Source organism: Burkholderia sp. Bp9031 (assembly GCF_003857965.1).
Lineage (GTDB): Bacteria > Pseudomonadota > Gammaproteobacteria > Burkholderiales > Burkholderiaceae > Burkholderia > Burkholderia ambifaria_A.
In genome coordinates this window covers 60,004-86,955 of sequence record NZ_QTPW01000006.1, presented here as the reverse complement: position 1 = coordinate 86,955, position 26,952 = coordinate 60,004, and the positions used below count along the sequence as shown (strand labels likewise).

The 26,952-nt window shown below is 65.2% G+C and carries 21 protein-coding genes and 1 pseudogene; 4 read left to right on the top strand and 18 right to left on the bottom strand.

The features are described 5' to 3' along the window. Positions 1–302: 302 nt before the first annotated feature. From DIE15_RS10170 to DIE15_RS10110, 13 genes and pseudogenes are all read right to left on the bottom strand, one after another. Positions 303–1,535 carry a Wadjet anti-phage system protein JetD domain-containing protein gene (locus DIE15_RS10170; protein ID WP_057925398.1) on the bottom strand — a complete coding sequence of 411 codons (1,233 nt, stop codon included), beginning with the start codon at positions 1,533–1,535 and terminating at the stop codon, positions 303–305. Further along, positions 1,532–4,915 carry an ATP-binding protein gene (locus DIE15_RS10165; RefSeq protein ID WP_124833128.1) on the bottom strand — a complete coding sequence of 1,128 codons (3,384 nt, stop codon included), beginning with the start codon at positions 4,913–4,915 and terminating at the stop codon, positions 1,532–1,534. Before DIE15_RS10165 ends, DIE15_RS10170 begins: the two co-directional genes overlap by 4 nt. Then, on the bottom strand, positions 4,902–5,543 hold the full coding sequence (locus tag DIE15_RS10160; RefSeq protein WP_124833127.1) for a DUF4194 domain-containing protein: 642 nt from the start codon (positions 5,541–5,543) through the stop codon (positions 4,902–4,904). Before DIE15_RS10160 ends, DIE15_RS10165 begins: the two co-directional genes overlap by 14 nt. A 2-nt stretch (positions 5,544–5,545) precedes the next feature. Further along, positions 5,546–7,000, bottom strand: coding sequence for a DUF3375 domain-containing protein (locus tag DIE15_RS10155; RefSeq protein ID WP_057925400.1), 1,455 nt, complete (start codon positions 6,998–7,000; stop codon positions 5,546–5,548). A gap of 10 nt (positions 7,001–7,010) precedes the next feature. Continuing rightward, on the bottom strand, positions 7,011–9,590 hold the full coding sequence (locus DIE15_RS10150; protein WP_124833126.1) for a DEAD/DEAH box helicase: 2,580 nt from the start codon (positions 9,588–9,590) through the stop codon (positions 7,011–7,013). A 294-nt stretch (positions 9,591–9,884) separates the two neighbouring features. Beyond that, positions 9,885–10,822 (bottom strand): annotated as a pseudogene (locus DIE15_RS38035) (nucleotidyl transferase AbiEii/AbiGii toxin family protein). After that, positions 10,806–11,627 carry a type IV toxin-antitoxin system AbiEi family antitoxin domain-containing protein gene (locus DIE15_RS10140; RefSeq protein WP_057925401.1) on the bottom strand — a complete coding sequence of 274 codons (822 nt, stop codon included), beginning with the start codon at positions 11,625–11,627 and terminating at the stop codon, positions 10,806–10,808. Before DIE15_RS10140 ends, DIE15_RS38035 begins: the two are co-directional and overlap by 17 nt. A 465-nt stretch (positions 11,628–12,092) precedes the next feature. Continuing rightward, positions 12,093–13,712, bottom strand: a complete 1,620-nt coding sequence (gene guaA / locus DIE15_RS10135; RefSeq protein ID WP_124833125.1) for a glutamine-hydrolyzing GMP synthase — start codon at positions 13,710–13,712, stop codon at positions 12,093–12,095. 107 nt (positions 13,713–13,819) lie between these two features. Further along, a complete protein-coding gene (locus DIE15_RS10130) occupies positions 13,820–14,428 on the bottom strand; it encodes a hypothetical protein (RefSeq protein WP_124833124.1) in 609 nt (202 codons plus the stop codon). 6 nt (positions 14,429–14,434) lie between these two features. Continuing rightward, positions 14,435–15,895 carry an IMP dehydrogenase gene (gene guaB, locus DIE15_RS10125; protein WP_044843752.1) on the bottom strand — a complete coding sequence of 487 codons (1,461 nt, stop codon included), beginning with the start codon at positions 15,893–15,895 and terminating at the stop codon, positions 14,435–14,437. A 51-nt stretch (positions 15,896–15,946) separates the two neighbouring features. Next, positions 15,947–16,129 (bottom strand): hypothetical protein, encoded by a 183-nt coding sequence (locus DIE15_RS10120; RefSeq protein ID WP_124833123.1) that lies wholly within the window; start codon positions 16,127–16,129, stop codon positions 15,947–15,949. Between the two features lie 42 nt (positions 16,130–16,171). Beyond that, positions 16,172–16,999, bottom strand: a complete 828-nt coding sequence (locus tag DIE15_RS10115) for a DUF2182 domain-containing protein (protein WP_057925404.1) — start codon at positions 16,997–16,999, stop codon at positions 16,172–16,174. 30 nt (positions 17,000–17,029) lie between these two features. Beyond that, on the bottom strand, positions 17,030–17,794 hold the full coding sequence (locus DIE15_RS10110) for a DUF899 domain-containing protein (protein WP_124833122.1): 765 nt from the start codon (positions 17,792–17,794) through the stop codon (positions 17,030–17,032). A 113-nt stretch (positions 17,795–17,907) separates the two neighbouring features. Between DIE15_RS10110 and DIE15_RS10105 the strand changes: the two genes are divergently transcribed. From DIE15_RS10105 to DIE15_RS10095, 3 genes are all read left to right on the top strand, one after another. After that, on the top strand, positions 17,908–19,128 hold the full coding sequence (locus DIE15_RS10105; RefSeq protein WP_124833121.1) for a helix-turn-helix domain-containing protein: 1,221 nt from the start codon (positions 17,908–17,910) through the stop codon (positions 19,126–19,128). Between the two features lie 30 nt (positions 19,129–19,158). Further along, entirely contained in the window at positions 19,159–19,842 is a 684-nt protein-coding gene (locus DIE15_RS10100) for a glutaminyl-peptide cyclotransferase (protein ID WP_124833120.1), read from the top strand. 180 nt (positions 19,843–20,022) lie between these two features. Continuing rightward, complete coding sequence (locus tag DIE15_RS10095) at positions 20,023–21,006, top strand: DMT family transporter (RefSeq protein ID WP_124833119.1); 984 nt, start codon at positions 20,023–20,025, stop codon at positions 21,004–21,006. 73 nt (positions 21,007–21,079) lie between these two features. Here the strand turns inward: DIE15_RS10095 and DIE15_RS10090 are convergent, their stop codons facing one another. Both DIE15_RS10090 and DIE15_RS10085 read right to left on the bottom strand, forming a co-directional pair. After that, positions 21,080–21,403, bottom strand: coding sequence for an RnfH family protein (locus DIE15_RS10090; RefSeq protein WP_057925408.1), 324 nt, complete (start codon positions 21,401–21,403; stop codon positions 21,080–21,082). A gap of 4 nt (positions 21,404–21,407) precedes the next feature. After that, positions 21,408–21,845: a type II toxin-antitoxin system RatA family toxin gene (locus DIE15_RS10085; protein WP_124833118.1), complete on the bottom strand. Its 438-nt coding sequence runs from the start codon at positions 21,843–21,845 to the stop codon at positions 21,408–21,410. 98 nt (positions 21,846–21,943) lie between these two features. Between DIE15_RS10085 and smpB the strand changes: the two genes are divergently transcribed. Continuing rightward, positions 21,944–22,390: an SsrA-binding protein SmpB gene (gene smpB, locus DIE15_RS10080; RefSeq protein WP_057925410.1), complete on the top strand. Its 447-nt coding sequence runs from the start codon at positions 21,944–21,946 to the stop codon at positions 22,388–22,390. A gap of 247 nt (positions 22,391–22,637) precedes the next feature. On the opposite strand, the gene DIE15_RS10075 is transcribed toward smpB, so the two are convergent. From DIE15_RS10075 to ppsA, 3 genes are all read right to left on the bottom strand, one after another. Further along, a complete protein-coding gene (locus tag DIE15_RS10075; protein ID WP_057925411.1) occupies positions 22,638–23,573 on the bottom strand; it encodes an SPFH domain-containing protein in 936 nt (311 codons plus the stop codon). Between the two features lie 33 nt (positions 23,574–23,606). After that, on the bottom strand, positions 23,607–24,041 hold the full coding sequence (locus tag DIE15_RS10070) for an NfeD family protein (RefSeq protein ID WP_057925412.1): 435 nt from the start codon (positions 24,039–24,041) through the stop codon (positions 23,607–23,609). Positions 24,042–24,324: 283 nt separating this feature from the next. Beyond that, positions 24,325–26,724: a phosphoenolpyruvate synthase gene (gene ppsA / locus DIE15_RS10060; protein ID WP_057925413.1), complete on the bottom strand. Its 2,400-nt coding sequence runs from the start codon at positions 26,722–26,724 to the stop codon at positions 24,325–24,327. Positions 26,725–26,952 lie beyond the last annotated feature (228 nt).

Genomic DNA, 26,952 nt, shown 5'->3' with positions numbered 1-26,952 from the left:
ACCTATCGGCTTTGGACAGACTGCATCGGAGAATCAACCTGCGCTTTCGGTCAAAGATCACGTATGCCAACCTTCTGGAGACGCCTTCTGCGGGATACCGTCATCGATACCGTCAGGCACTTTCCAGCGAAATCCTCGAAGAGCTGACAGAAGCCGCGACCTTAACGCCGGCCACTCCTTCGGCAAAAAAGCATGAAACGTGTGCGACAACCACAGTAGGCGAAACGCAGCGGCCTGTTCGGCACGGAGATGCGACGAAACGGTCATCGGGGCAGTGAACTCCGGCCGGCAACTCGGAGTAATCACGCCAAAACCGCAAGCGCCGCTTCGACCCACCGGAAACCGATATGCTCTTGCTCGAGCCGCACGTTCCTGCGCAGCCGGTTGTCGCGCAAATCGTCGAACAGCGCTTGCTCGGCGGCGTCGAGTCGCGGCAAGTCGCGACGCACCGGTTCCTGCTCGTCGCGCCAGAACGCGGCATGCGCCATCAACGTCGCCCGGTCCATCAGCAAGGATTTGACGTGGCCGAAGTGGCCGCGCAACTGGTCGAGGATGGCAAAGCCGTGCGTATCGATATCCCCCCAGTAATGGATGTCGCAGCGGGATAGCCATTCTGCTTTCGACAGCGCGTCCCACCCATATCCCGCGCCGAAAACGACGATTGCATCTGCCATGGCCGGGAATGCAAGAAAATTCGTCTCGTTCTCGGTGATGAACACCCGGCGAATCGGCACCGCCAGCGCGGCAAAGCTATCCGCATCGAGGGCAATATCCGGCAGAACAGGGCCGGGAAGCACCGGCAGTCGCGCGTCGAGCAACCGAAACCGGATGCGAACCGGCTTCTCGCGAAAGCCGTAGCGGGCCGCAAATTGCCCGCTCCCGGTTTTCTCCGCTGCGATGGCCTCCGCCGGCAGCACGAGATCGAGCCAATCCGTCAGCACGCCTCGCCGGCTTTCGATGAATTTGCTCGGCACGCCGGCAATATCGACCTGCCTCAGATAAACGCCGGAACGCGGATGCCGTACGATCCAGTCGACCACTGCGAGCAGGCGCTCGCATTCGTCTGCCAACTCGAGTGCTTGCAGCGGGCGCCGGCGAAACCATGCCAGCAACTCGGGCTGCCGTGCACGCACGAGCCGTAGCAATCGGGTAAAACGTGCCGCATCGCCGCGCCTGCCGATCATTGCCAGCGCATGGTCCAGCCCATCGAGCCAGATGGCCTGCGGCACGCGTTGAACGCCCAGAACGCGATGGTTGAGTTCACGCCACTCGATCCTCGTCTCCTGGACGGACACGAGCTCGGCAATCCACTCCCGAACGGCCTGGAAATGGTCCATCAACTCCGTCGAAGTCGGCCCCTTCATCGCCAGCCGCAGCGGAAACGAACAACCGGACTGCGCGACGGCATGCGCCTCTTCGCCATCGACGCGCACTGCGTCGGTACACTCGCCGGCCGCCACGCTGCGCAACAACTCGCCGCGATCCCACAGACGTCGCACTTGCGCCTTCAAATCCGCAGCCGAGGTCCAGCTCACGCGATACCCTCCGCCTTGCGGGCGAGATGCTCCTCGATCGACAGATTACGCAGCTTCGACGCACGCCCCTCGTCGTTATGCACGAAGCCGACGCTGGACACGAACGGCTCGATCACGTGGATCTTCTGAAGCGGCGTCACGATCAGCAGTTGCAGGTTGAGTTGCTGGAACAACCTGAGCCCGTATTGCGCGGACTCGTCCGAGCCGCGCCCGAACGCCTCGTCGATGACCACGAACCGGAACGAGCGCGACCGCACCGCGCCCCATTCGAGGCCGAACTGATATGCGAGGCTCGCCGCGAGAATCGTGTAGGCCAGCTTCTCCTTCTGCCCACCGGATTTACCGCCCGAATCCGAATAATGTTCGTACTCCGTGTCGTCTTCGCGCCAGCGTTCGCTTGCGGCAAACAGGAACCAGTTCCGCACATCGGTGACCTTCGTCGTCCACCGGCGGTCGGCATCCGACAGCCCTTCACGGCCACGAAACCGGTCGACAATCGCCTTGACCTGCAAGAACTTCGCCTCCGAATACTGCGCATCGTCCGATCCGGTCAGCGCACCTTCGGTACAGGTCCGCAACTCGCCCTGGAAATCGCGGATATCCGCGTCAGGGCTCGCCTGCGCTTCCAGCACGATATACCGCCCCGGGTTGTAGTCGATCTGCGCGAGCGATTCATTGATGCGGGAAATGCGATCCCTGATTGTTTCGCGTTCGCGTGCCAGCTGCGCGTTGAAATTGGCGATCTCGTTGATCGTGTTGGTATTCAACAGTTCCTTGAAGCGCGCCTCGAAGCGTGGCAGATCGTCGGCATTCAATCGAGCCAGCAGTTCACGATACTCGAATGCAGCGTCGACGCTGGCGTCGAAATCGGCGGTATCGAGCTTGTACGCGTCCTTGAACGTCGACATGCTCTTAATGATGCGTTCGGTCAGCCGATCCAGACGCTTGGCCTCCGCATCCATGCGCGCCTGCAACGCGTCGCGCAATTCCCGTTCGCGGTGATCGCACGACTCGACCGACAACTGATGCTCACCGAGAACCTCCGTGCGCAGCCCCTCCAGCCGCTCGCGGATGTCGTCCGCCACATCGGCCAGCGAGGCGGACGTTTGCTCCCGCAGTGCATCCGCGGCATCGCGCTTCGCCTTGATGCCGCCCAGATCCATGTTGAGATCCGACAATGCTTTTTCGCTGTCCTTCAACGCAGCCTGTACCGATTCCAGTTGCGCGGCCAACGCCAGCAATGCGTTGCTGGCCGCTTCCAGACGCGCCTTCTCGTCCTGCAGACGGGCGATCGCCGCCGCGCAGCTTCGCCAATCGATCTCGCGAAAATCGTTGAATTCATTGAGCGCCGCCAACGCCTCCAGCCGATGCCGCAGTTTCGCCTGCTCCCTCTGTGCGCCGGCGATTTGGGCGCCGATGCCGCCGAGACGCGTCTCGAGTGTGCGCAATTGCCCCTCAAGCGTTGCAATCTTGGCCGCGTTGCTCCAGCCGAGGACATAGCGGCTTCGATCGTCCAGGCGATGCCGGTCGTCTTTCTCGTGTCGTTCGCCGGGCGCCTTGACCTGCCCAGTGCGGGTCAGCGCGCGAGACTCGCGGCGAAACTGCTCCTGCGTCGCACAGCACGCGTAATCGAAGCGCTGCGCGAGCGAACGCTCCAGCCAATCGTAGAACGGCGAATCCGGCTTGATCGCGACGCGGCGCACCAGCGAGTCGCGATGCAACTCGACGGCGCTCTGCTCGCGCGCCGGCCGCACGCGAAAGTAGACGAGCCGCCCGGCCAGATGGGTGCGGTCCACCCAGGCCGCGACATCCGGATAGTCCGCATCCGGCACGAGCAACGACAGACCGAAGTTATGCAACACGCGCTCGATCGCCCCTTCCCACTGATGCGCATCGTCACGTACCTGGATCAGCTCGCCGGTAAACGGCATGCCGTCCTCGTCGAGACCGAGTGCGGCGCACATCGCCGCGCGCATGGCAATCGACTCCTTCGGAATATTGCTGCGACGCGCCTTCAGGCTCGCGATTTCGTCGCTCAGCGTCTGATGCTCGCGCTTTCCGTCGCGCAGCGCCACACCCCACTCGGTGATCCGGTTCTGCAGATCGGCTTCCTGCTGCCCCGCGACTTCGCGGAGAGCGGCCACCTGCTGCCGCAGCGCGATGAAAGCGGGTTCGTCGACCGCGTTCGATTCGCCGATGGCGTTCAGCAACTCGGCATGCCGCTCGGCTCGCCGCTGCCGCCGATCGCGCTCGCGCTCCTCGTCCCGAATCTGCGCGGCAAGCTGCTCGAGCCGATCGCCGCCTTGCTCGGCAATCGCACGCTTGAGGCGATCGGCTTGCGTGCGCTCCTGATCGTGCTGCTCGATGCGCCGCTCCCGCTGCGCCGACACGCGGACGTGGTCTTCGGCGAGCAACTGCAGCCGCCTGTCCAGCAGACCCAGCTTCAACCCGGCGAAGTACGGCTTCAGCGCATCGCGGCACACGCGTGAACGCGCCTGCTCCGCCGACAGTTCGGCATGCTGATCGCAGTCCGACACCAGCGGTTTCAGCAATTCCACCTGGCGCTTAGCCTTGAGCACCGCTTCGTGCGCGCGATTCAAATCGTCGAAATGCGAGATCAGTGCGTCGATGCGCGGCGCGACGTCGAACGGTTCGAGCATATGACTGCGCACGAAGTCGGTCAGATTGCCGACCGACTTCATCGACACCGTCTGATGAAACAGCTCGAGCGCCTGCTCGCTCTCGATACCGAAGCGTCGGCGGAACCACGCGCCGTATTTCGGAAAGGTATCCTCGATTTCCGCACCCAGCGCGCGCAATTTCTTGCGCAGTTGAGCGACGTCCGAGCCGAAGCGCGTGAAATCGGTCGCAATCGACAGGTCTCGTTCGGCGCCCACGTAAAAGCGCGCTGGCTGGCTCTGCGCCTCCTTCATCCAGAAGACCTGCGCGAGCGAGACCGTCTGGTCATACCCCGCGTTGTGAAAAACACCGAGGATCACCGAGTAGCCATTGTGATCCCGCAATGAGACAGGCCGGGCCGTGCCGGTCACTTCATTGCGCTCCGACTTGAAATGCCCGAGCACGTAGGAGCGCAGCGTCCGTTCCTTGCTGTCCGCACCCGCCGCCTTGTTGTACGCGATACGTTGGGCGGGCACCAGCAGCGTCGTGACCGCGTCGACGAGCGTCGACTTGCCCGACCCGATGTCACCCGTGAGCAGGCCATTCCTGCCATCCAGATGAAGCGTCCAGACACGAGCGTCGAAGGTGCCCCAATTGAAAACCTCGAGACGCATAAGACGAAAGCCGGTGAGGGCATCGTCGGCGAGAAAATCCAGCTCGAGCGGCTGCGGAATCGCGTCGTCCGGCTTATTCATCGACATCGCCTCCGTGCTCCATCTCCGCGCCCGCCAACTGCGCGCGATATGCGGCGAGACGCGAGTCGAAATCCGACAGCCATTGCGCGTCGACGAACGCCTTGAGAATGCGCCGCACTTCGAAACTCGACGGCCCGCTCGCGGCCTTCAGCCTCCGCAGGAAGCCGAGCTCGACGACCTTGTTGACGTGCGTATCGATCTGATCGATCAGTTTCGCTTCGTTGCTGCTGTCCGGAAGAAAAACCCTCACGAGCTCGACGATGGCATCGCGCGACAGAATCAATCGTGTATCGCCCCCGCCGGCATCGAATTCGGCAAGTTTCTTGCGCAGCAACGCGAGCAGCAGGCTCACCGGAAAGGAAATCGGCCGCCGCGCGATCAGACGCGGCACCTTCCGTGCCGCATCTGACTCGACCTCTTCCGGACGGCTGCGCAGGAATGCGTAGCCTTCCGCGTCGTCCAGCACCAGTTCCAGGTCCAACACCCGGACGTAATCCCGCACGTGCATCTGCAGATCGAGCAGCGCGCTCCACAAGCGGTCGTCGTCCTCGCGATAGATCACGCCTTTGAGCAGCGTGACCGCCAATGTCGACAGATCGGCATTCGCGGCCGTCTCTTGCCGGTTCTCTTCCATGTTCATCTCACAAAGATCACCCGCGGCATCCGGGCACGTCTCGTCGTCGGGGCTTCGTCGGCACGAGTCGATTGCCATGCGATCAGTTCGATGGTTTCTTCGTCGACGACCGTCCTGAACGCGTCACTGCCCAGTTGCAGGTACGCGACCAGCTCGGCCAGCCCCTGTTGCAGCGGGTAAGACTCGATCAGTTCACGCAGCGTCACCTGCGAGCGATCCTGCAACGCATGCCGGATGCGTCCTGCGAGCCGCGCGCGGTCGATCACCACTTGCGCGTACAGCGCCGAAGCATCCAGTTCGACGTCCCCGGCTTCCAGTTCGACATCGTCGATCACCGGCTTGCGCGTCGGCACGTGCAACGGCCGCTCCATTGGCAACTCGACGTCCGACGACGCATCGGGGAGACTCATGAACGCGCCGGCCGGCGGCGCATCTCGCACGGCCACCGCCTTGGCTTCGATACCTCGCAGAATGTCCATAATGCGGCGATTCTCGAGCCACGCCTGATCGTCGAGGAACCGGCGCAGCTGCTGCGAAAGCTGGGCGACCGTGCGCTGGGTGTGCTCACCCGCCTCCAGCCAATCATAGTGCACGCGCGCGGTGCGGCCGTCGGGCTTCATGTCGGCCACGGCCGGCAGCGCGAGCACGTGCGCGAGCCCCTTCGTGAACTCGTCCTGACGCGTGCCGGACATCAGGAAATCCCAGAATGCACGAAAGCTTTTACCCTGATCCGAATCGCCGATCGCGTCGCGCTCGCCCATGATCTCCTCGAGCAACGCGCCCTTCGAGCCCTCCCACAATGCAATGCGCTCGCGCACGCGGCGGTCGAGCATCCGGAAATTCTGCTCGACCTCGCGAAAGTCGGTCAGCAACTCGCGCGCCAACTGCACGAATTGCTGAAAGCGGTCTCTGACGGCGGTGTCATCCAGCACGACGAGATCCCCGGACAACGCCCTCGAGATTTCCGCATCGATCTCGTCGCGACGCTTGCGCAATTCGGCAATGCGTTTTTCCGGATCGGCTTCACTCCCTTCGCACATCTGCCGGAGCAGTTCGAACAGCGTCAGCAGGCGCGACTCTGTGCCGACGAAGCTGCGCACCGTCAACGCATCCAGCCAGGCGATCGCCTTTTCCATCGCGGGCGTCAGGTCGAAGAGCGGCTCGTCCGAGCCTTGCCGGTAGAACTTGCGCAGCCAGCCCTTCTCAGGGCTCGCCCAGTCGTTGAGGTAGTCGAGCGCGCGTTTCGGGTAAGCGTCCGCGCCCAGACGGTCACGCAGGACGAAAAGCTCGTCTTCCAGCGCTTCCGACAGATCGGCTGCGGGTATCACCCGTACGTTCGGCGCGATGAAGACGCGATGCAGAAAGCTCGCGACTAGCGGCGCATGGTCGGACCGCAGCAGCCGCCACGCCGGATGCTGCATGCGGAGTGCTTCCAGCGTCGCATGGTCGAGTGTCATCGATTGCCACTCATTTCGCGGTATCGACGGCTTCCGCCGTCACGCCGCCGCTGCGCAGGGCCGATGAAATCGCCGACAACGCATCGGCCAGCCGTCTCGCCGTGTCGGGCGGCGGCAGCGGCAACCGGAGACTTCGCGCGCCCGTGGTAGGGTTGCGCTCGACCCATGGATGCGTGCTCGCCGTCCCTTCGGCGGATGCGTTCAATGCCGATACCAGTTCCACGCCGAACTGCAACAGTCCGGACCAGGGATCGGCGCGCACATCGCGCCACACAGGTTCGGCGGCGGCGACGCCGGAATGCGTGTGGTCATCAGCAAGATGCTGCGCGTCCCGGGCTTCTTCGGACCGTCCGCCTGGCGCAGCATCGGCGGAGGCGTCCACATCGGCGGCCGCGGCAGCAGCATCGGCATCGGCAGCAGCGGGTTCGGCATCGGCATCGATATCAGCCTCGACGCCGGCAACAGCACTCTCCTCCGGATCCGCCAGCGCGTCACCCTCGCCCATCCGACCCGTGACAGTCTCCACGTCTTTCATGAAGCGCGCGAGGCGCGAGCCTCCGAGCGAGATGTCGCCCGCGCCGCCGTCTAGGATGCCTGCCATCAGCGAGCGCTTGAAGGCCAGCACCGACAGCATGCCCTCCTCGATCGTGCCCTTGGCCACGTAATTGACGATCTGCACGGGCTTTCGCTGCCCCATGCGATAGATGCGCGCGATACGCTGCTCGAGCACGGCAGGGTTCCACGGCAGATCCATGTTCACGAGCGTCGATGCGTGCTGCAGATTGAGCCCCGTGCTGCCTGCGTCCGTCGACAGAAAAACACGGCAGTCCGGATCGTCCCGGAATCGCTCCACCAGTGCCGGGCGGCGTTCCGACGGCACGCCGCCGTGAAAGCTGACATAGCCGACGCCGAGCCGCTCGAGGCGGCGAATGACGATCTCGTGCGTGCGCGTCCATTGACTGAACACCACAGCTTTCGCGCCGGGCTCGGCCAGCAGGGTTTCGAACAGCACCGCCAGTTCGTCGGCCTTGACGCCGTGATCGGTCTCCTGGTCCAGCAAATAGGTACTGTTGCACGACATCCGCATGTTCTGCAGCGCGCACGTGAGTCTTCGCTGGTCGCGATCCGACAAAAATTTCAGTTTGCGCCAGCGATGGACGATCCTGGCCGCGGTCTCCGCGTTCTCCGCATGATGAGCCATCTGCTGCTCGGTCATCGGCACCAGCAGATTCTGGTCGGTACGCTTCGGCAACTGACGCAGCACCTCGGACTTGCGCCGGCGAATCATGATCGGCGCCAGGGTCTGATTGATCATGTCGAGCCCCGTGTACCCCGTCACGCGTCCGGCCTCGTCCTTGACCTGATGCTCATGCAGCAGTTTCCACGTCGGACCGAGGCGATGCTGGTCGACGAACTGGACGATGGAAATGAGTTCCTCCATCTTGTTTTCCAGCGGCGTGCCCGTCAGCACCACGCAATACGGACTGTCGATGCGCTTCAGCGCTTTCGCCGCGACGGTGTTCCAGTTCTTGATGCGTTGCGCTTCGTCGACGATCACGAGTTCCGGCGCCCACGCGGCAATCGTGTCGAGGTCGTATTTCAGCTTCTCGTAGTTGGTGATCTTGCAGAAATCTTCCTCCGCATATTCGCTTCGCCGCTGTGCGAGGTTTCCCGCGATCACGCGCGACGCCCGGCCGGAAAAGCGCGCGATCTCGCTCTGCCACTGATACTTGAGCGAAGTCGGGCAGACCACGAGCACTTTCGACACGCCGGCATGCCGCGCCAGAATCTCCGCGGCCGCGATCGCCTGAACGGTCTTGCCCAATCCCATCTCGTCGCCGATCAACGCGCGCCCGGCCCGTACGGCAAACAACGCGCCTTCGGCCTGATACGCATAAAGCGGCACCTTGAGCAGCTTCCTGAGTTGCGGATCGGCGGCGCCACCTGGAAACAGGCCATTGAGCATCGCGGCGCGGCGCAATGCATCGCTGCGCCCCGCGATGAAATCCAGCGCGTCGTCATAGGCGCGCAGTTCGTGTCCGGCCTTCGCCACGTGCGTAAGAAAGCGCCGCAGTTCGTCGAAGCAAGCCTCCGGCAATCGCCATCCGTCAGACACGTCGAACAACGCCGCGGCAGCGTCCGCCACTTTCGCCGGGCAATCGGTACCCGCTCGAAAATGGATCGTTCGCCCACCGTCGTTGCGCAAATACAGCTCCGAGAAAGCCGGCTGATAGCCGCGTGCGAATGCCGCCTTGGCGCCGCGCTTGCTCATCAGTTTCGACAGCGTGAATTCGATGTGCTTGCACGTGCCCAACTCGTTGGTCGCGTAGTCGGGACAGGCGCAGAAGTTGTCGCCCGGCCGCGTACCGCGGATTGCGACACGATAGTGGGATTTCGACTCCGGATTACCGATGCGGAATTCGGAGAAAAACGCGTCCGTCCCAAGATTCTCCAGGCTGAACGGCTGCTCGCGCCCGAACTGCCGGCGCAGCGCGCGCTGCCAATCGGCAGGGGCCATGTCATCCGGTGCGTGGGTTCTGGACAGCCTCGGGGGTTTGTGCTGCGTTGCAGCGTCGCGCTTGTTCTTCATCAGGTCGGGGGCATCGGCGGGTCATGCTCACGACCTCTCGCACCTTTTGCCGATGCGGGAGGCGGGCGATTTGCGGGAGTGACGACTTTGGCGACACCAACGTCAACCACGGCGAATTATATCGAACCAGCGACCTGATCCCGGCCGCCGGCTGTTTTCGCCCGTTCGGCAACGAGCTGCGTGACCCGATTCAACGTGGCCTTAAACAGACATCGATCCGCGGCATGGCGGGAAGGCAGGACATATCATCCGCTGTGTTTGGAAAAAAGCGTCGACAAGTTCTGCATGCGCGGTTCATGCGGTTCGCGTTGCGATCCGTTCCAGAGTTTGCTCGAGCTCCCGGCGATCGGCCTCGCGCTTGGCCGCAGTCCGCTGCGCCAGGTTATGCAACTTGCGCCGCACACCCGGTAGCTCATTCGCATGCGCAAGCCCGATAGAGCCGAAGTCCGGCTTCTCGTCCTCCACTGATCGAAGAAACGCCCGCGAAGGTTCGTCCAACCAGTTCGCCACTCGTGCCAGCAAACGCTCGCGGCTTTCCAGCAACGCTTCGGCGCTGACCGGCTCGGCCGTCATTCCCCTGAAGTGCGCATCGAACGTTGCAGCGAAATCCGCCGGTACTCGAGGCGCCAGCATCTCCCAAGCGGGCTTAGGGCTGCAGGTCAGATACACGAGAAAAGTCCGCCAGAGCACATCGTTCGCTCGTCCTCCAACAGCAGACCGACATCGAACAGGTCGCGCGGATGCTGCCGCAACAAGGCGGCGGCGAGCTTACCGGCATAGAGATCAGCGAAATCCAGCACCTGGACAGAGGCAAAGCCGAAGGCCTCCTCCACCTTCGGCCTGACCACCATGGTGCGTACTGGATGCACCGTGCCACGCATGACCGGCGTCGTCTCGATCTGCACGCGTGCGCGGCCGCGACTGACCACCAGCCGCGTGACCGATCCCGTGCCCTCTCCCGCCGACGACTGCACTTGAAGTTGCAGCGGACGGGCGCGTAGCGTAACGGCCAGTTGCTCCAGTGCCGCCGCGATCAGAGTTGCGTCCTCGGCAAAATCGTGTCCCGGCAGCCAGGCCAGATCAATGTCCACCGACAGCCGTGGAAGTTCGTGCTCGAACAGGTTGATCGCCGTACCGCCTTTAAGCGCGAAGCGCGGCTCCCGCGCAAGCACTGGCAGTATCTCGACCAGCAATTGCACCCAGTCGGTGTAGCGCTTATCCCAGGTGCTCATCCAAGTCTCCAGGCAATGTGATCTGGTAGGTCGGATGCAAGCGCCCGCCGGGGACCAGCGCACGCTTGCCCCGGCCCAGATCAACACCATCAAGGGGTACATGCAACAGCCACGCATGCCGATGGCGTTCGGACAGTGCCAGGAATAGCCGTTTCGCTTTGATACTGCGGCAATGGCGCAACAGCATAGCGACCCGCTGCGGCCGCAGCGTGGTCATTGCCTGCATCAAGGCATCCGCCTCGTAAACCAAGGCCGTATCCGACACTTCGTCGCACAACTCCAGCATGGCCCGCTCGGGCGTCGAGCAAGCCAAGGCACCCGTGCTCGGACTGGTCTCATGCCATACCAGCCCTCGGTCGAGCAGTACCTTCTCGGACACGTCGTGCGTGAACTGCAGCACTGGCCAATCGAATGGCCCCTTGCCATGAAACTCGAAGCGCTCCTTCAACGGCAGCTTGCACACCCATCCCGGCAGCCGGTTTGGTCCATAGAGCGTGATCGTACCGGCTTCGCCGAGACGCAGGTAATGCTCATGCCCCTGCATGGCCAGCGCAAAGCGCCCGCCAACATGCAGCGACAGTCTCTCATCGAATTGAAGGCTACGGACCACACCGTCCCATTGCAGGTGCCCGCCCTTCCTCATGTAGACGCCGCGCGCCGGCGAGACCAGCCAGCCGCTGGCCACGTAGCGTGCGACGAGGCTGCTGGAGTAGCCATGTGCTCGCAGCCACCGACTGGAAATCAGGGCGGCATCGCCGAGTTGTGTCAGCAGATGGTTTAGCTTTCGATGATTTTGATCACTCATAGTGCTCAAAATACACCTTTGGCAAACTCTAGCCAACCTCTATTGGTTTAAAAAATATAAAAATTGGTCACCCTGAGTGAGTTCTAAGTAGCCATGACGAACCGCGTGCAAGCGACACAGGCAGGCCTCCGGCATCAGAACCATAGTTGACCTCCCGCCCTTAGGAAGTTGCGGGTACCGCGGTCATCAGGAAGACACCAAGCGTCTAGCTGACGGCATGCAGATACCGTCACTGATACCGTCCACGCCGCTGGTATCAAGCGAGCCCCTACGCATGCTGCTCGCGTATACGTCAGAAATACCGTCAAATTGTGGTTGCTCGGGCTCGCAGCAGGTTCGGATGCACTTTTAGAATTCTCATATTTCTCAAGGGCTTACGAACCTGCACTGACCAATTTAGAATTGGGCCCACGCCATTTACGACGCACCGCAACGTTTTGATTTTAAAGGGAATTTACAAACCACTTATTCCCACTCGATCGTCGCCGGCGGCTTGCCCGAGATGTCGTACACCACACGGTTGATCCCGCGCACCTCGTTGATGATCCGGTTCGACGCGCGGCCGAGCAGCGCGTACGGCAGGTGCGCCCAGTGCGCGGTCATGAAGTCGGTGGTCTGCACCGCGCGCAGCGACGTCACGTAGTCGTACGTGCGGCCATCGCCCATCACGCCGACCGACTTCACCGGCAGGAACACGGCGAACGCCTGGCTCGTCAGGTCGTACCAGCTCTTGCCGACATCGGCTTCGCCGCACAGGCCGGCAGCCGCATCGTGCGCGGTCGCGGTCGTGTTGCGCAGTTCCTCGATGAAGATCGCGTCCGCGCGGCGCAGCAGGTCCGCGTACTCGCGCTTCACTTCGCCGAGAATCCGCACGCCGAGGCCCGGGCCCGGGAACGGATGGCGGTACACCATCTCCGGCGGCAGGCCGAGCGCGACGCCCAGCTCGCGCACTTCGTCCTTGAACAGGTCGCGCAGCGGCTCGAGCAGCTTCAGGCCGAGCGTTTCCGGCAGGCCGCCGACGTTGTGGTGGCTCTTGATCGTCGTCGCCTTCTTCGTCTTCGTGCCGCCCGACTCGACCACGTCCGGATAGATCGTGCCCTGTGCGAGCCACTTCGCCTTCGACAGCTTCTTCGCTTCGGCCTGGAACACCTCGACGAATTCGCGGCCGATGATCTTGCGCTTCGCTTCCGGATCGGTCACGCCAGCCAGGTGGCCGAGGAACTGCTCGGACGCATCGACGTGCACGACCTTCGCATGCAGGCGGCCCTCGAACATGTCGAGCACCATCTTGCCTTCGTTCAGGCGCAGCAGGCCGTGGTCGACGAACACGCAGGTGAGCTGGTCGCCGATCGCGCGATGGATCAGCGCAGCCGCGACGCTCGAATCGACGCCGCCCGACAGGCCGAGAATCACTTCCTCGTCACCGACCTGCTCGCGGATCTTCGCGACAGCTTCCTCGATGTGGTTCTTCATGATCCAGTCGGGCTTCGCGCCGGCGATCTGCAGCACGAAGCGTTCGATGATCTGGCGGCCCTTCACCGTGTGCGTGACTTCCGGGTGGAACTGCACCGCGTAGTAGCCGCGCGCCTCGTCGGCCATGCCGGCGATCGGGCAGCTCGGCGTCGACGCCATCAGCGCAAAGCCCGGCGGCAGCTCGGCAACCTTGTCGCCGTGGCTCATCCAGACCTTCAGCATGCCGTGGCCTTCGGCCGTCTTGAAATCCTCGATGCCGTCGAACAGGCGCGTATGACCGTGCGCACGCATTTCCGCGTAGCCGAATTCGCGATGGTCGCTCCACTCGACCTTGCCGCCGAGCTGCACGGCCATCGTCTGCATGCCGTAGCAGATGCCGAGCACCGGCACGCCGAGATCCCACACGGCCTGCGGCGCGCGCAGCTGGTGGTCTTCGTACGTGCTCGCGTGGCTGCCCGACAGGATCACCGCCTTCGGCGAGAACTCGCGGACGAAGTCGTCGGACACGTCGTTCGGATGAATTTCGCAGTAGACGTGCGCTTCGCGCACGCGGCGCGCGATCAGTTGAGTGACTTGCGAACCGAAGTCGAGAATCAGGATTTTGTCGTGCATGGCTGCGGACGGGATGAAGAGAATAAGAAAAGCAGCGCATGAAGCGCTGCATCAATAGCATGGACAACGGCGTCGTGCGGCAGGCGGCTCGCGCGACGCATCGCCGGTCAATCCTGCGACGGCGGGCGGGCGTCGAATGCGACGCTGCCGGACAATCGATCGGATGCGGCCGGCGTGGCTGCCGCGGCCGGCGCCGTGGGCGCCACCGGACGGCTGACGACCGGCTCGACCCGCTGCTGCGGTGCGGAGGCCGGCGCCGGTTCGGCCGGACGCTTCGCATCCCGAGCCTCGAGCGCCTGCGCCCTGTCCGCCCTTTCGCGCCGCCGCACGGCCGATGCGAGCCGCACGCCGCCGAGGCCCAGCACGATCAGCGCGACGCCGGCCATCGCCGACAGCACCCGACCGGCGGCCGCGAGCGCGGGACCGTTGCCGGTGCCGAACGACCACACGACCGTCAGCACGCCGATCAGCCAGTTCACATGGCCGACCGCACGCGCGACGGGCGCCGTGAGAACGCCGTTGACCGCCGCATGGAACGCGAGCCACGCGAGCCCGAGCAACGCAATGCCGAACGCCTGGCCGAGCATCGCCGGCTGGATGTTCGCCAATTGGAGCGCATTGAACAGCGCCTGCCAGGGCGTCAGCACGAACAGCACGCCGAACGCCAGCAGCAGCACGGCGTCGACGATCAGCACGGCTCGCAGCAGCGGTTTCATCGGCAATCAGTCCACGTGGTAGTTCGGCGCTTCCTTCGTGATCTGCACGTCGTGGACGTGCGACTCGCGCATGCCCGCCGCGGTGATCTGGACGAATTCGGCCTTGTCGTGCAGCTCGTCGATCGTCTTGCAGCCGCAGTAGCCCATGCTCGCGCGCACGCCGCCGACCAGCTGGAACAGGATCGCGTTGACCGAACCCTTGTACGCGACGCGGCCTTCGATGCCTTCCGGCACGAGCTTGTCGATGTTCGCGGAATTGTCCTGGAAGTAGCGGTCTGCCGCGCCATCCTTCATCGCACCGACCGAACCCATGCCGCGATACGACTTGTACTGGCGGCCCTGGTACAGGAACACGTCGCCCGGCGCCTCTTCGGTGCCCGCGAACATGCTGCCCATCATCACCGCGTTCGCGCCGGCTGCGAGAGCCTTCGACACGTCGCCCGAGAAACGCACGCCGCCGTCGGCGATGCACGGCACACCGGTGCCCTTCAGTGCTTCCGCGACGTTCGCGATCGCGCTGATCTGCGGCACGCCGACGCCCGCGACGATCCGCGTCGTGCAGATCGAGCCCGGGCCGATACCGACCTTGACCGCGTCCGCGCCGTATTCGACCAGTGCCTTCGCGGCGGCGGCCGTCGCGATGTTGCCGCCGATCACCTCGACGTGCGGGAAGTTCTGCTTGACCCAGCGCACGCGCTCGAGCACGCCCTTGCTGTGACCGTGCGCGGTATCGACGACGATCACGTCGACGCCGGCCTGCACCAGCAGCTCGACGCGCTCTTCGTTGTCGGGGCCGACGCCGACTGCCGCGCCTGCGCGCAGCTTGCCGTGCTCGTCCTTGCACGCATCCGGGTGTTCGGTCTGCTTCGTGATGTCCTTGACGGTCATCAGGCCGCGCAGTTCGAACGCGTCGTTGACGACCAGCACGCGCTCGAGGCGGTGGCTGTGCATCAGCGCCTTCGCTTCGGCGAGCGGCGTGCCCTCCTTGACCGTGACGAGACGCTCGCGCGGCGTCATGATCGACTTGACCGGTTCGTCGAGGCGCGATTCGAAACGCAGGTCACGGTTCGTGACGATGCCGACGAGCTGCGGGCCTTCGACGACCGGGAAGCCCGAGATGCCATGCTGACGCGACAGCGCGATCACGTCGCGCACCTTCATCTGCGGCGGAACCGTGATCGGATCGCGCACGACACCCGATTCGAAACGCTTGACCTTCGCGACCTCGCGGGCCTGCTCGGCCGGCGTGAGGTTCTTGTGGACGATACCCACACCACCCTGCTGCGCCATCGCGATCGCGAGGCGACCTTCGGTAACCGTGTCCATCGCGGCGGACACGAGCGGCATGTTCAGGGAGATGTTGCGGGTCAGCTTGGTCTTCAGGCTGGTGTCGCGCGGGAGAACGTCGGAGAAGGCGGGAACGAGGAGCACGTCATCGAAAGTGAGTGCTTTTTGGATCAGACGCATGGCAAATCCTATGGGCGCAAAAGCGAATTATACGCGAAGCGCTGCGAATTTTCACAACACGAACAACGGGTTAGCCGTTTCCAAGCGTTCGGGGACCGAATCGTTCGGTTCGCGGTTCGGTTCGTTTTCGATCGCCTTTCGTTTCACCCCGGCATCGCCCCATTCGCGCAGCCGGCCGGAATCGGGCCGATCGCACGTCGTTGCCGTACGATGCGGCACCTGGCGGCGGCGCATCCGCCGGCCTCGTTCCATGGGCGCTGGCAGCCCCTAACACCGCTAAACCAGCCCGCCCGCGGCGCACGCGATCATCGCTGCACCGGCCCCGATCGCGACGCCACCGACGACCCGCGCGACGCATTCGCCAGCCGGCGCCAGCCGCTCGGCGGCGATCGCCACCGTCACGACCGCCATGACGCGCAGGTCCATCATGCCGGCCGCCAGCGCGACGGCCATCAGGTTCCCGCAGCAGGCACCGCACCGTAGCGCGGCACGCGCGCCGTACCGCCACGCAACTCCGGCCCCGGCCTGCGCCCACCGCATGTCCCCGCCGCCCGGCGCGTGCCGGCAGCACGCGAGCCGGCGCACCTTCCAGCCGGAAAGCTGCAGCATGCCTGCTCCGAGCACGACCGCGCCGGCAGCAACCGGCATCGCGACAGCGAGTGCGGGCAGCCGTGTCGCGGCCGCCGCGAACGCTGCGCCCGCGGGAAACACCGCCGCACCGACCGCCATCCACACCGAGAAATACCCGGCGCCCGCAATCGCGACGCGCCACGCCGCGCGCGCGTCGCCCGCCGGGCCGAAGCCCTGCCGATATCGCCAGAGCACCGGCGCCGCTACCGGCAGCATCATCGTCACAGTCATCGCGCCCCACATGCCGGCGAACGCAGCGAACGCGCGCCCTGCCCGCCATCCGCACGGCCTGAGCCATCCGGCCGACAGCGTCCAGCCGCCCGCCATCGGCATGCCGCCCATCGCGTTCATCGATGCGTGCTGCACGAGCGTCGCCCACACGGCGGCGGCAAACACCGCGGCGAACGCGGCGCCGAACGCCAGCCGGCCGCCGCCCGAGGCGCCGGGCGCAGCCGGTTTCGTCGCAGAATTCATCGCCGGTTCCCACTGCTCGCCGACCTGCGCTCAACCGCGCGCGTATTCGTCATGACGACGCCACCACACGCCCGTCTCGTTGCGCCCGAGCGGCGCGCGATCGAGCCACTGGTACATCCCCCACAGCCCGTCGAGCCCGCGCGCATACGTCGAATACGTGTGATAAACGACGTCGGCCTCGCGCACGAACGCGCTCATTCCGGGCCGGTCGCGCGCGTACGTGGCGGCGTCGGTGCCGCACGTCGCCGCGAACTGCGCGACGGCGGCCGGCGGCGGGTCCATGTCCATCGCGTGGCCGGCCCGCGCATAGTTGTATTCGACGTCGCCGGTGCGCTGCTGCGCTTCCGTGAACGATACGTTGAAGTCGAAGTTGAACTCGCCGCCGTCCGACGACGCCCACGGAAAGTGCCAGCCCATCCGCTGCCGGTACGCGAGCAGCTTCGCGAGCGGCGCGCGCGACACCGCCGCGAGCGTCACGTCGTGGTTCGCGAGGTGGACCGCAAAACCGTCGAAGCCGTCGGCGAGCGCCGAGCACGACGGGCAGCCGGCTTTGTAGTCGGGACCGAACATGAAATGATAGACGAGCAGTTGCGAGCGGCCGCCGAACAGATCGCCGAGCGTCGCAGGGCCGTCCTCGGTATCGAACCGGTAGGTCTTGTCGACGCGCACCCACGGCAGCGCCTGCCGCCGCCGCGCGAGTTCGTCGCTCTGCCGCGTCAGCGACTTTTCTGCGTCGAGCAGCGCGCGGCGCGCAGCCAGCCATTCGGCGCGCGTTCCGGTGAGATGGTTCGTCATTGCGGGTTCCTCCTTTCGACAGGGATCCGGGCACGGCGCATCTGCCGTGTGCGTGGTGCTAGATTAGGGCCGGGCATCGGACCGCAGGGAGTGACAACTGTGTCGGGATTCGGATGGATTCGCTGATCACGGCCGCCGCGCGCGTGCTCGCGGCGGGCGACCCGCTCGGCGCGCTGAACCGCGTCGCGCTGCGCGACGACGCACCGGCGCTCGCATTGCGCGGCATCGCGATGGCCCAGCTCGGTGATTTCGAGCGCGCCCGGACGCTCGTGCGCGGCGCGGCCCGCGCGTTCGGCGCGAAGGAAGCCGTCGCGCGGGCGCGCTGCGTTGTCGCGGAAGCCGAGATCGCGCTGGCGTCACGCGATCTCGGCTGGCCGTCGCGCGCGCTCGACGCCGCCTGCGCGACGCTCGACGCCCACGGCGACCGCGCGAACGCCGCGCATGCGCGCTATCTCGGCGTGCGCCGGCTGCTGCTGATCGGGCGCGTCGACGACGCCGAACGCCGGCTCGCGAGCCTCGATCCCGCGCCGCTGCCGGCCGCATCGCGCGCGGCGCACGAACTGATCGCGGCCGGCATCGCGATGCGCCGCATCCGCCCGCACGCGGCGCGCATGGCCCTCGCCCGTGCGCGCGCGGCCGCGCGCGACGCCGGCATCGCCGCGCTGACTGCCGAAGTCGACACGGCCGCGCGCGTGCTCGATACGCCGGCCGCACGACTGATCGCGCGCGGCGCGTCGCGGCTCGTGCTGCTCGACGAGGTGGAAGCGCTGCTGGAATCGAACGCACTCGTCGTCGATGCATGCCGCCACGCGGTGCGCGACGCGCGCACGACCGTGTCGCTCGCGCGCCGCCCGGTGCTGTTCGTGCTCGCCCGCCTGCTCGGCGAGGCGTGGCCCGGCGACGTGTCGAGAAACGCGCTCGTCGCCGCGGCGTTTCGCGCGAAACACGCGGACGAATCGCATCGCGCCCGCCTGCGCGTCGAGATCGGCCGCCTGCGCGCGATGCTGCGACCGCTCGCGAACATCACCGCGACACCGCACGGCTTCGCGCTCGAACCGCTCGGCCTGCGCGAGACCGTCGTGCTCGCGCGGCCCGTCGACGACCGCCACGCGGCCGTGCTCGCGCTGCTCGCGGACGGCGAGGCGTGGTCGAGCTCCGCGCTGGCCCTCGCGCTCGGCGCGAACCAGCGCACCGTGCAGCGTGCGCTCGACGCGCTCGCGGAAGCGGACAAGGTGCAGGCGCTCGGCCGCGGTCGCGCGCGCCGCTGGATGACGCCGCCGCTGCCCGGATTCGCGACGACCTTGTTACTCCCCGCGCCACTGCCGGGCGACTAGGATGGGTACACCAACGACGAGGTGACGGACATGAAACGCTCCACCGCAGACATCCTCCGCGAATACGGCCCGTTTCCGGGCGGCGACGGCGTGCACGGCGTCACGTTCGACGGGCAGCACGTGTGGTTTGCGTCCGGCGACAAGCTGAACGCGCTCGACCCCGAACGCGGCACGACCGTGCGCGCACTCGACGTCGCCGCGCACGCGGGCACCGCGTTCGACGGGCGCCACCTGTTCCAGATCGTCGAGGACCGCATCGAGAAGATCGATCCCGGCTCGGGCCGCGTGCTCGCGACGATCCCCGCGCCCGGCGGCGGCGCCGATTCCGGGCTCGCCTGGGCCGAAGGCACGCTGTGGGTCGGCCAGTACCGCGAGCGCAAGATTCATCAGGTGGATCCGCAGTCGGGCGCCGTGCTGCGCACGCTCGAATCGAACCGCTTCGTCACCGGCGTGACGTGGGTCGACGGCGAGCTGTGGCACGGCACCTGGGAAGCGGACGAGAGCGAGCTGCGGCGGATCGACCCGCGCACCGGGCAGGTGCTCGAGCAGGTCGACATGCCGCCCGGCGTCGGCGTGTCGGGGCTGGAGTCCGACGGTCGCGACACGTTCTACTGCGGCGGCGGCAACAGCGGCAAGCTGCGCGCCGTGCGCCGTCCCGCGCGCTCATCCGCCGCGGGCGACGGTGCGGCGGCGGCCGAACCGGCAGAGGACTGATCCGCTGATCGTCGAAGGGCAGCCCGGCCCGCCGCGATCCCCGGCAAACAGGACCGGATCGCGGCGGCGCTCGCGGCCGATGCCGAAGCCCACCCGCCTCCGAGTGCAGGAATGAACAAGACGCGGTCGCGCCGCCGTCGCTAACATGCGCGCTCGTCAGTCTTTCGTTCGGAGCAGTCGATGCAGCGCGGTGTGGTGTATGGCGTCCTCGCGGGCGCGTTGTGGGGCATGGTGTTTCTCGTGCCACGGCTGATGACCGACTTCTCGCCGCTGCTGCTGAGCGCGGGCCGCTATGCGATGTACGGCCTCGTGTCGCTGGCGGCGGCCCTGCCGGCCGCCCGCTCGCTGCTCGCGCGGCTGACCCGCGAGGATCTCGTCGCGCTCGCGAAGCTCGCGCTGATCGGCAACGTCGCGTACTACATGCTGCTGTCCGGCGCCGTGCACCTGATCGGCATCGCGCCCAGCTCGCTGATCGTCGGCGTGCTGCCCGTGACCGTCACGCTCGCGGGTCTCGGCGATCGCGGCGCGGTGTCGCTGCGGCGTCTCGCCGCCCCGCTCGCGCTGGTCATCGCCGGCATCGTCTGCATCAACATCGACCTCTTCACATCGGAAGCCGCGCAGGCGACGACGCTCGGCCAGAAGCTCGCCGGCATCGCCTGCGCAAGCGGCGCGCTCGCGAGCTGGACCTGGTACGCGGTCGCGAACGCACGCTACCTGCAGCGCCACCATCATTTCGGCGGCAACGAGTGGTCGGTGCTGTGGGGCGTCGTGACGGGCCTGATCGGCGGCCTCTGCTGGCTCGCGATCCTCGCGCTGCCGGCCGGCACGGTGCAGGCGGCGGTCCCGGCATCGCGCTGGCAGCTGTTCTGGCTGCTGAACCTCGCGCTCGCGATCGGCGCGTCATGGCTCGGCAACGGGCTGTGGAACGCGGCGTCGAAGCGGCTGCCGCTCACGCTGTCGGGCCAGTTGATCGTGTTCGAAACGGTGTTCGCGATGCTCTACGCGTTCGTCTACGACCACCGGATGCCGCGCGGGCTCGAGATCGCGGCGCTCGCACTGCTGCTGGCGGGCGTCTACGGGTCGGTGCGTCGCCACAGCGACACGCACGCTGGCGGCGATACGCCCGGCAGCGCGGCCGTGAGCGCAAACATCACGGCCCACTGAGCGCGGCCGCGCGTGGTCTGACGAATCGGAACGGTCGAGAACTGTGGAAATGAAACGGCGCTGGAGCGACGCGTCAGCGCGCGTCCTTGTGCATCCACTTGCGGCCCTCGATGGAGCCTTCGCGACGCGTCTTGTCGACGCGCCGCTGGCGCGCGAGCTTCGGATCGACAATCAACGGGCGGTAGATCTCGACGCGGTCGTGATCGGCGAGCGGCGCGTCGAGCGGCGCGAGCTTGCCGAACACGCCGGTTTTCGCATGCGCGAGATCGATCTCCGGGTGCAGTGCAAGCACGCCGCTCGCATCGATGGCCGAGCGCACGGTCGCGCCTTCGGGCAGTGACACCGGAATCAGCGTCTGGCGATCCGGTAGCGCGTAGCAGACTTCGATCGACAGCATCGCGTCACCCTTTCCCGTAGCGCTGGTCGGCGCGCTTCACGAACGAATCGACGAACGTGTTCGCGATGTGGCTGAACACGGGCCCGATGATCTTCTCGAGCAGGATGCTCGAGAACTCGTAGTGCAGCGCGAATTCGATCTTGCACGCATCGGAACGCAGCGCAATGAAGCGCCACGAGCCGGTGAACTTCTTGAACGGGCCGTCCGCGAACTCCATGTCGATCCGCGTCGGGCGCTGCTGCGAGTTGCGCGTCGCGAAATGCTGCTTGATGCCCTTGAAGTTGATGTCGATGCGCGCTTCCATCCCGCTGTCATCCTGACGGCGAATCTCGACGCCGCCGCACCAGGGCAGGAAATTGGGGTAGTCGGCCACATCGGTGACGAGGTCGAACATCTGTTCCGCCGAATGACGGATCAATACTGTTTTCTGGACATCTGCCATAAATCGCGCGGCATCGCTTGAGGTGAGAACGCAAGCCGGGCGATTCCCGCCCCGCTTTGCTAAAATCGTGATTTTAAACGAGTTGGCCCGATCCTTTCATGAGCATCATCGACAACAGGAAAGCGCACTTCGATTATCACATCGAGGAACGCTACGAGGCGGGGCTCGTGCTCGAGGGCTGGGAAGTCAAGGCGCTGCGCGCCGGGCGCGGCCAGATCAAGGAAGGCTATGTCGTGGTCAAGAACGCCGAGATCTTCCTGATCGGCACCCACATCAGCCCGCTGCCCGAAGCCTCGACGCACATCAAGCCCGACCCGGTCCGCACGCGCAAGCTGCTGCTGCACCGCGAGGAAATCAAGAAACTGATCGGCAAGGTCGAGCAGCGCGGCTACACGCTCGTGCCGCTGAACTTCCACTACAAGGGCGGTCGCGTGAAATGCGACATCGCGCTCGCGAAGGGCAAGAAGCTGCACGACAAGCGAGAAACCGAGAAGAAACGCGACTGGGAACGCGAAAAGGCCCGCATCATGCGCAACGGTACCTGAAACACACGCCCCGCATCGCAAACGACACGGCCCGCTCGCAGCGGGCCGTGTTGCTTTGGGACATGTGACTCGCGCATGCCGGGTGCCCGGCGGTGGCCGAGGCGCCATTCGGCACGCCACGGCGCCCGCTTCGGCTGCAGAAAAGGTGCCGACGGCGCCGCACATGCATCATTCCCGCCCCGACTGCGCGACGATTCGCCGCACGCCGATCACACGCGACGGCGGCCCGCAGACCGCGTAGTCCAGCTCAGGCCTTCCCGGCCGAGGCCGCTCCGGCGCTTTTGACGATCGTCAGCGCCGACGCGATCGCGGTGCCGAGATCCGACAGGTTCGCCGGCACGATCAACGTATTGCCCTGTTTGGCGAGATTCGAGAACGCGCCGACATACTGTTCGGCGACCTTCAGGTTCACGGCATCCATCCCGCCCTGCGACTGGATCGCGTTCGCGATCTTCTGGATCGCCTGCGCGTTCGCCTCGGCCACCGCGAGAATCGCGGCCGCCTCGCCCTGTGCCTGGTTGATCGCGGCCTGCCGCTCGCCCTCGGACTTCTGGATCGCCGCCTCGCGCGCACCCGACGCGAGGTTGATCTGCTCCTGCTTGCGGCCTTCGGATGCGGCGATCAGCGCACGCTTTTCCCGCTCGGCGGTGATCTGCGCCTGCATCGCGTGCAGGATCTCCTTCGGCGGCGTCAGGTCCTTGATCTCGTAGCGCAGCACTTTCACGCCCCAGTTCGCGGCGGCCTGGTCGAGCGCCGACACGATGTTGTGGTTGATGAAGTCGCGTTCCTCGAACGTCTTGTCGAGTTCGAGCTTGCCGACCACCGAGCGCAGCGTCGTCTGCGCGAGCTGCGTGATCGCGAGCACGAAGTTGCTCGACCCGTACGACGCCTTCATCGGATCGGTCACCTGGAAGTACAGCACGCCGTCGACCTGCAGCTGCGTATTGTCGCGCGTGATGCAGACCTGGCTCGGCACGTCGAGCGGAATCTCCTTCAGCACGTGCCGATAGGCGATCCGGTCGACGAACGGCAGCACGATATTGAGACCAGGCGACAGCGTCGCGTGATAGCGCCCGAAGCGTTCGAGCACCCATGCATGCTGCTGCGGCACGATCTTCACCGTCTTCGACACGATCACGATCGCGATGACGAGCAGGACAACCCAGATGATCAGCGAATCCATGAAGTGTTCCCTCCTTGTTTTATCAGTGGACGATCAACCCGCCGGTTTCGCTTTGACGACGAGACTGTTGCCGCGCACGGCGCTCACCTGATACACGCGCGCATCGTCGCGCTCGCCGGCCGCAAGCTCGACGTCCCAGTCGGCGCCACGATACTGCACGCGCGCGCGGCCGTCATGCCACGCGTCGACGGTGACGGTCGAGCCGATATCGAGATTGACGTCCGGATTCATCGACGTGTCGCGCTTCTGCTTACGGCCGAGCCCCGAGCGACGCAGCACGATCATCGCGACGATCGCAACCACCGCCGCCGCGCCGAACTGCACGTGCGGCGCGAAACCGGCGAGCTGCAGCAGCGCGCCCGCGAGAAAGCCGAGCGCGATCATCAGCAGGTAGAACGTGCCCGTCAGCAACTCGGCCACGACCAGCACGCCCACCGCAACCCACCAGAACAGATGCCCCGACATCATTGTGGTCTCCCGAAAAACGGCCCCCACGCTCACTATGTTCGCCGCCCCCAAGGGGGCGGTCGGCACTCTTGGCGCGGCCCGGCGAGTACCGACGGGGGCCCCCACGCTCACTACGTTCGCTGCCCCCCAAGGGGGCGGTCGGCACTCTTGGGGCGGCCCGGCGAGTACCGACAAACAAAAACACCCCGGTGCTTACCGGGGTGTTTATAGCATGGACCTTGCATTTTGCCTTCATTGAAGGAGCGACGGCGCCGCTCCTTCGCCGAAGATGCATTACCGACCGTTACTTCCGGTTGGCGAGCGCCTGCCACGTATCGATGATCGTGTCCGGGTTCAGCGAGATCGACACGATGCCTTCGTCGGTCAACCATTGCGCGAAGTCCGGGTGATCCGACGGGCCCTGGCCGCAGATGCCGACGTACTTGCCCATCTTGCGGCAGGTATCGATCGCACGCTTGAGCAGGAACTTGACCGCCGGATCGCGTTCGTCGAAGTCGACGGCCAGCAGTTCCATACCCGAGTCGCGGTCGAGGCCGAGCGTGAGCTGCGTGAGGTCGTTCGAGCCGATCGAGAAACCGTCGAAGTGCTCGAGGAACTCTTCGGCGAGGATCGCGTTGGTCGGGACTTCACACATCATCACGAGGCGCAGGCCGTTCTCGCCGCGCTTCAGGCCGAACTTCTCGAGCAGGCCGACGACACGCTCCGCCTGCTTCACGGTACGCACGAACGGCACCATGATCTCGACGTTGGTCAGGCCCATTTCATCGCGCACGCGCTTCAGTGCACGGCATTCCATCTCGAACGCCTGCGCGAAGTCCTCGGCGATGTAGCGCGACGCGCCGCGGAAGCCCAGCATCGGGTTTTCCTCGTCCGGCTCATAGCGCGAACCGCCGATCAGCTTCTTGTACTCGTTCGACTTGAAGTCGGACAGACGCACGATCACAGGCTTCGGATAGAACGCCGCAGCGATCGTCGCGACGCCTTCCGTCAGCTTGTCGACGTAGAACTGGCGCGGCGACGCGTGACCGCGCGCAACGCTCTCGACGGCCTTCTTCAGGTCCTGGTCGATGTTCGGGTACTCGAGGATCGCCTTCGGGTGCACGCCGATGTTGTTATTGATGATGAACTCGAGACGCGCGAGGCCGACACCGCCGTTCGGCAGTTGCGAGAAGTCGAACGCGAGTTGCGGGTTGCCGACGTTCATCATGATCTTGACCGGGATTTCCGGCAGCTCGCCGCGCTGCACTTCCGTGACTTCGGTCTCGAGCAGCCCGTCGTAGATCTTGCCTTCGTCGCCTTCCGCGCACGACACGGTGACGAGCGCGCCGTCCTTCAGCACGTCGGTCGCGTCGCCGCAGCCGACCACTGCCGGCACGCCGAGCTCGCGCGCGATGATCGCCGCGTGGCAGGTCCGGCCGCCACGGTTCGTGACGATCGCCGCCGCACGCTTCATCACCGGCTCCCAGTTCGGGTCGGTCATGTCGGCCACCAGCACGTCGCCCGGCTGCACGCGTTCCATTTCCGACGGATCCTGGATCACGCGCACGGGGCCCGCGCCGATCTTCTGGCCGATCGCGCGGCCCGTCGCCAGCACCTGCGACTGGCCCTTCAGCTTGAAGCGCTGCTCGGCCTTGCCGCTCGCCTGGCTCTTCACCGTTTCCGGACGTGCCTGCAGGATGAAGATCTTGCCGTCACGGCCGTCCTTGCCCCACTCGATGTCCATCGGACGCTCGTAGTGCTTCTCGATGATGACCGCGTACTTCGCCAGCTCGATCACGTCTTCGTCGGTGATCGAGTAGCGGTTGCGCTGCTCGTGCGGCACGTCGACCGTCTTCACGCGGCCCGGCTCGCCCGGCTGCGTGAATTCCATCTTGATCAGCTTCGAGCCGATCGAGCGGCGGATGATCGGGTACTTGTCCTGCGCGAGCGTCGTCTTGAACACGTAGAACTCGTCCGGGTTCACTGCGCCCTGCACGACGGTTTCGCCCAGGCCGTAGCTCGACGTGATGAACACGGCGTCCTTGAAGCCCGATTCGGTGTCGATCGTGAACATCACGCCGGCCGCGCCGACGTCCGAGCGGACCATGCGCTGCACGCCGGCCGACAGTGCGACTTCGGCGTGCGTGAAGCCCTTGTGCACGCGATACGAGATCGCGCGGTCGTTGTACAGCGACGCGAACACGTGCTTCATGCGGTCGAGCACGTCTTCGATGCCGACGACGTTCAGATACGACTCCTGCTGACCGGCGAACGATGCGTCGGGCAGGTCTTCCGCGGTCGCGGACGAACGCACGGCGAACGACAGCTCGCCCGGCGAGCCGCTCTTCAGGATTTCGAACTGGGCGCGGATTTCCTCCTCGAGACGTGCCTGCATCGGCGCATCGACGATCCACTTGCGGATTTCGGCACCGGCTTCGGCGAGCGCCTTCACGTCGTCGATGTCGAGCGACTCGAGACGCTTGGCGATGCGATCGGTCAGATCGTTGTGCTTGAGGAAATCGCGGAATGCGAGCGCGGTCGTGGCGAAACCGGTGGGTACGCGAACGCCTGCTTCGGAAAGCTGGCTGATCATCTCGCCGAGCGACGCATTCTTGCCGCCCACGATCTCCACATCGGTCATCCGCAACTGCTCGAACGGGATTACATACGCCTGGTCCTTTGCGACGTTTGCTGCGTTAGTCATACAAGCCCCTAAGTGTGAAAAAAATGCTCGATTGCGCAAGTGGGCTCGGACGCGGGCGCTTGCAAAAAGGCGCGGCGCGTCTTGCGCAACCTGTTGGAGAAACAATCGCAGCGGCGGAAAAACTTCCGACCCGATTTGCAAAAATCCCGGCAGAAGGGCGATATATTCAGACAAATCGCCGAACTTGCCGGGAATTTTCGAATCGAGCGGCCAAGCCTGGGGCGCTGT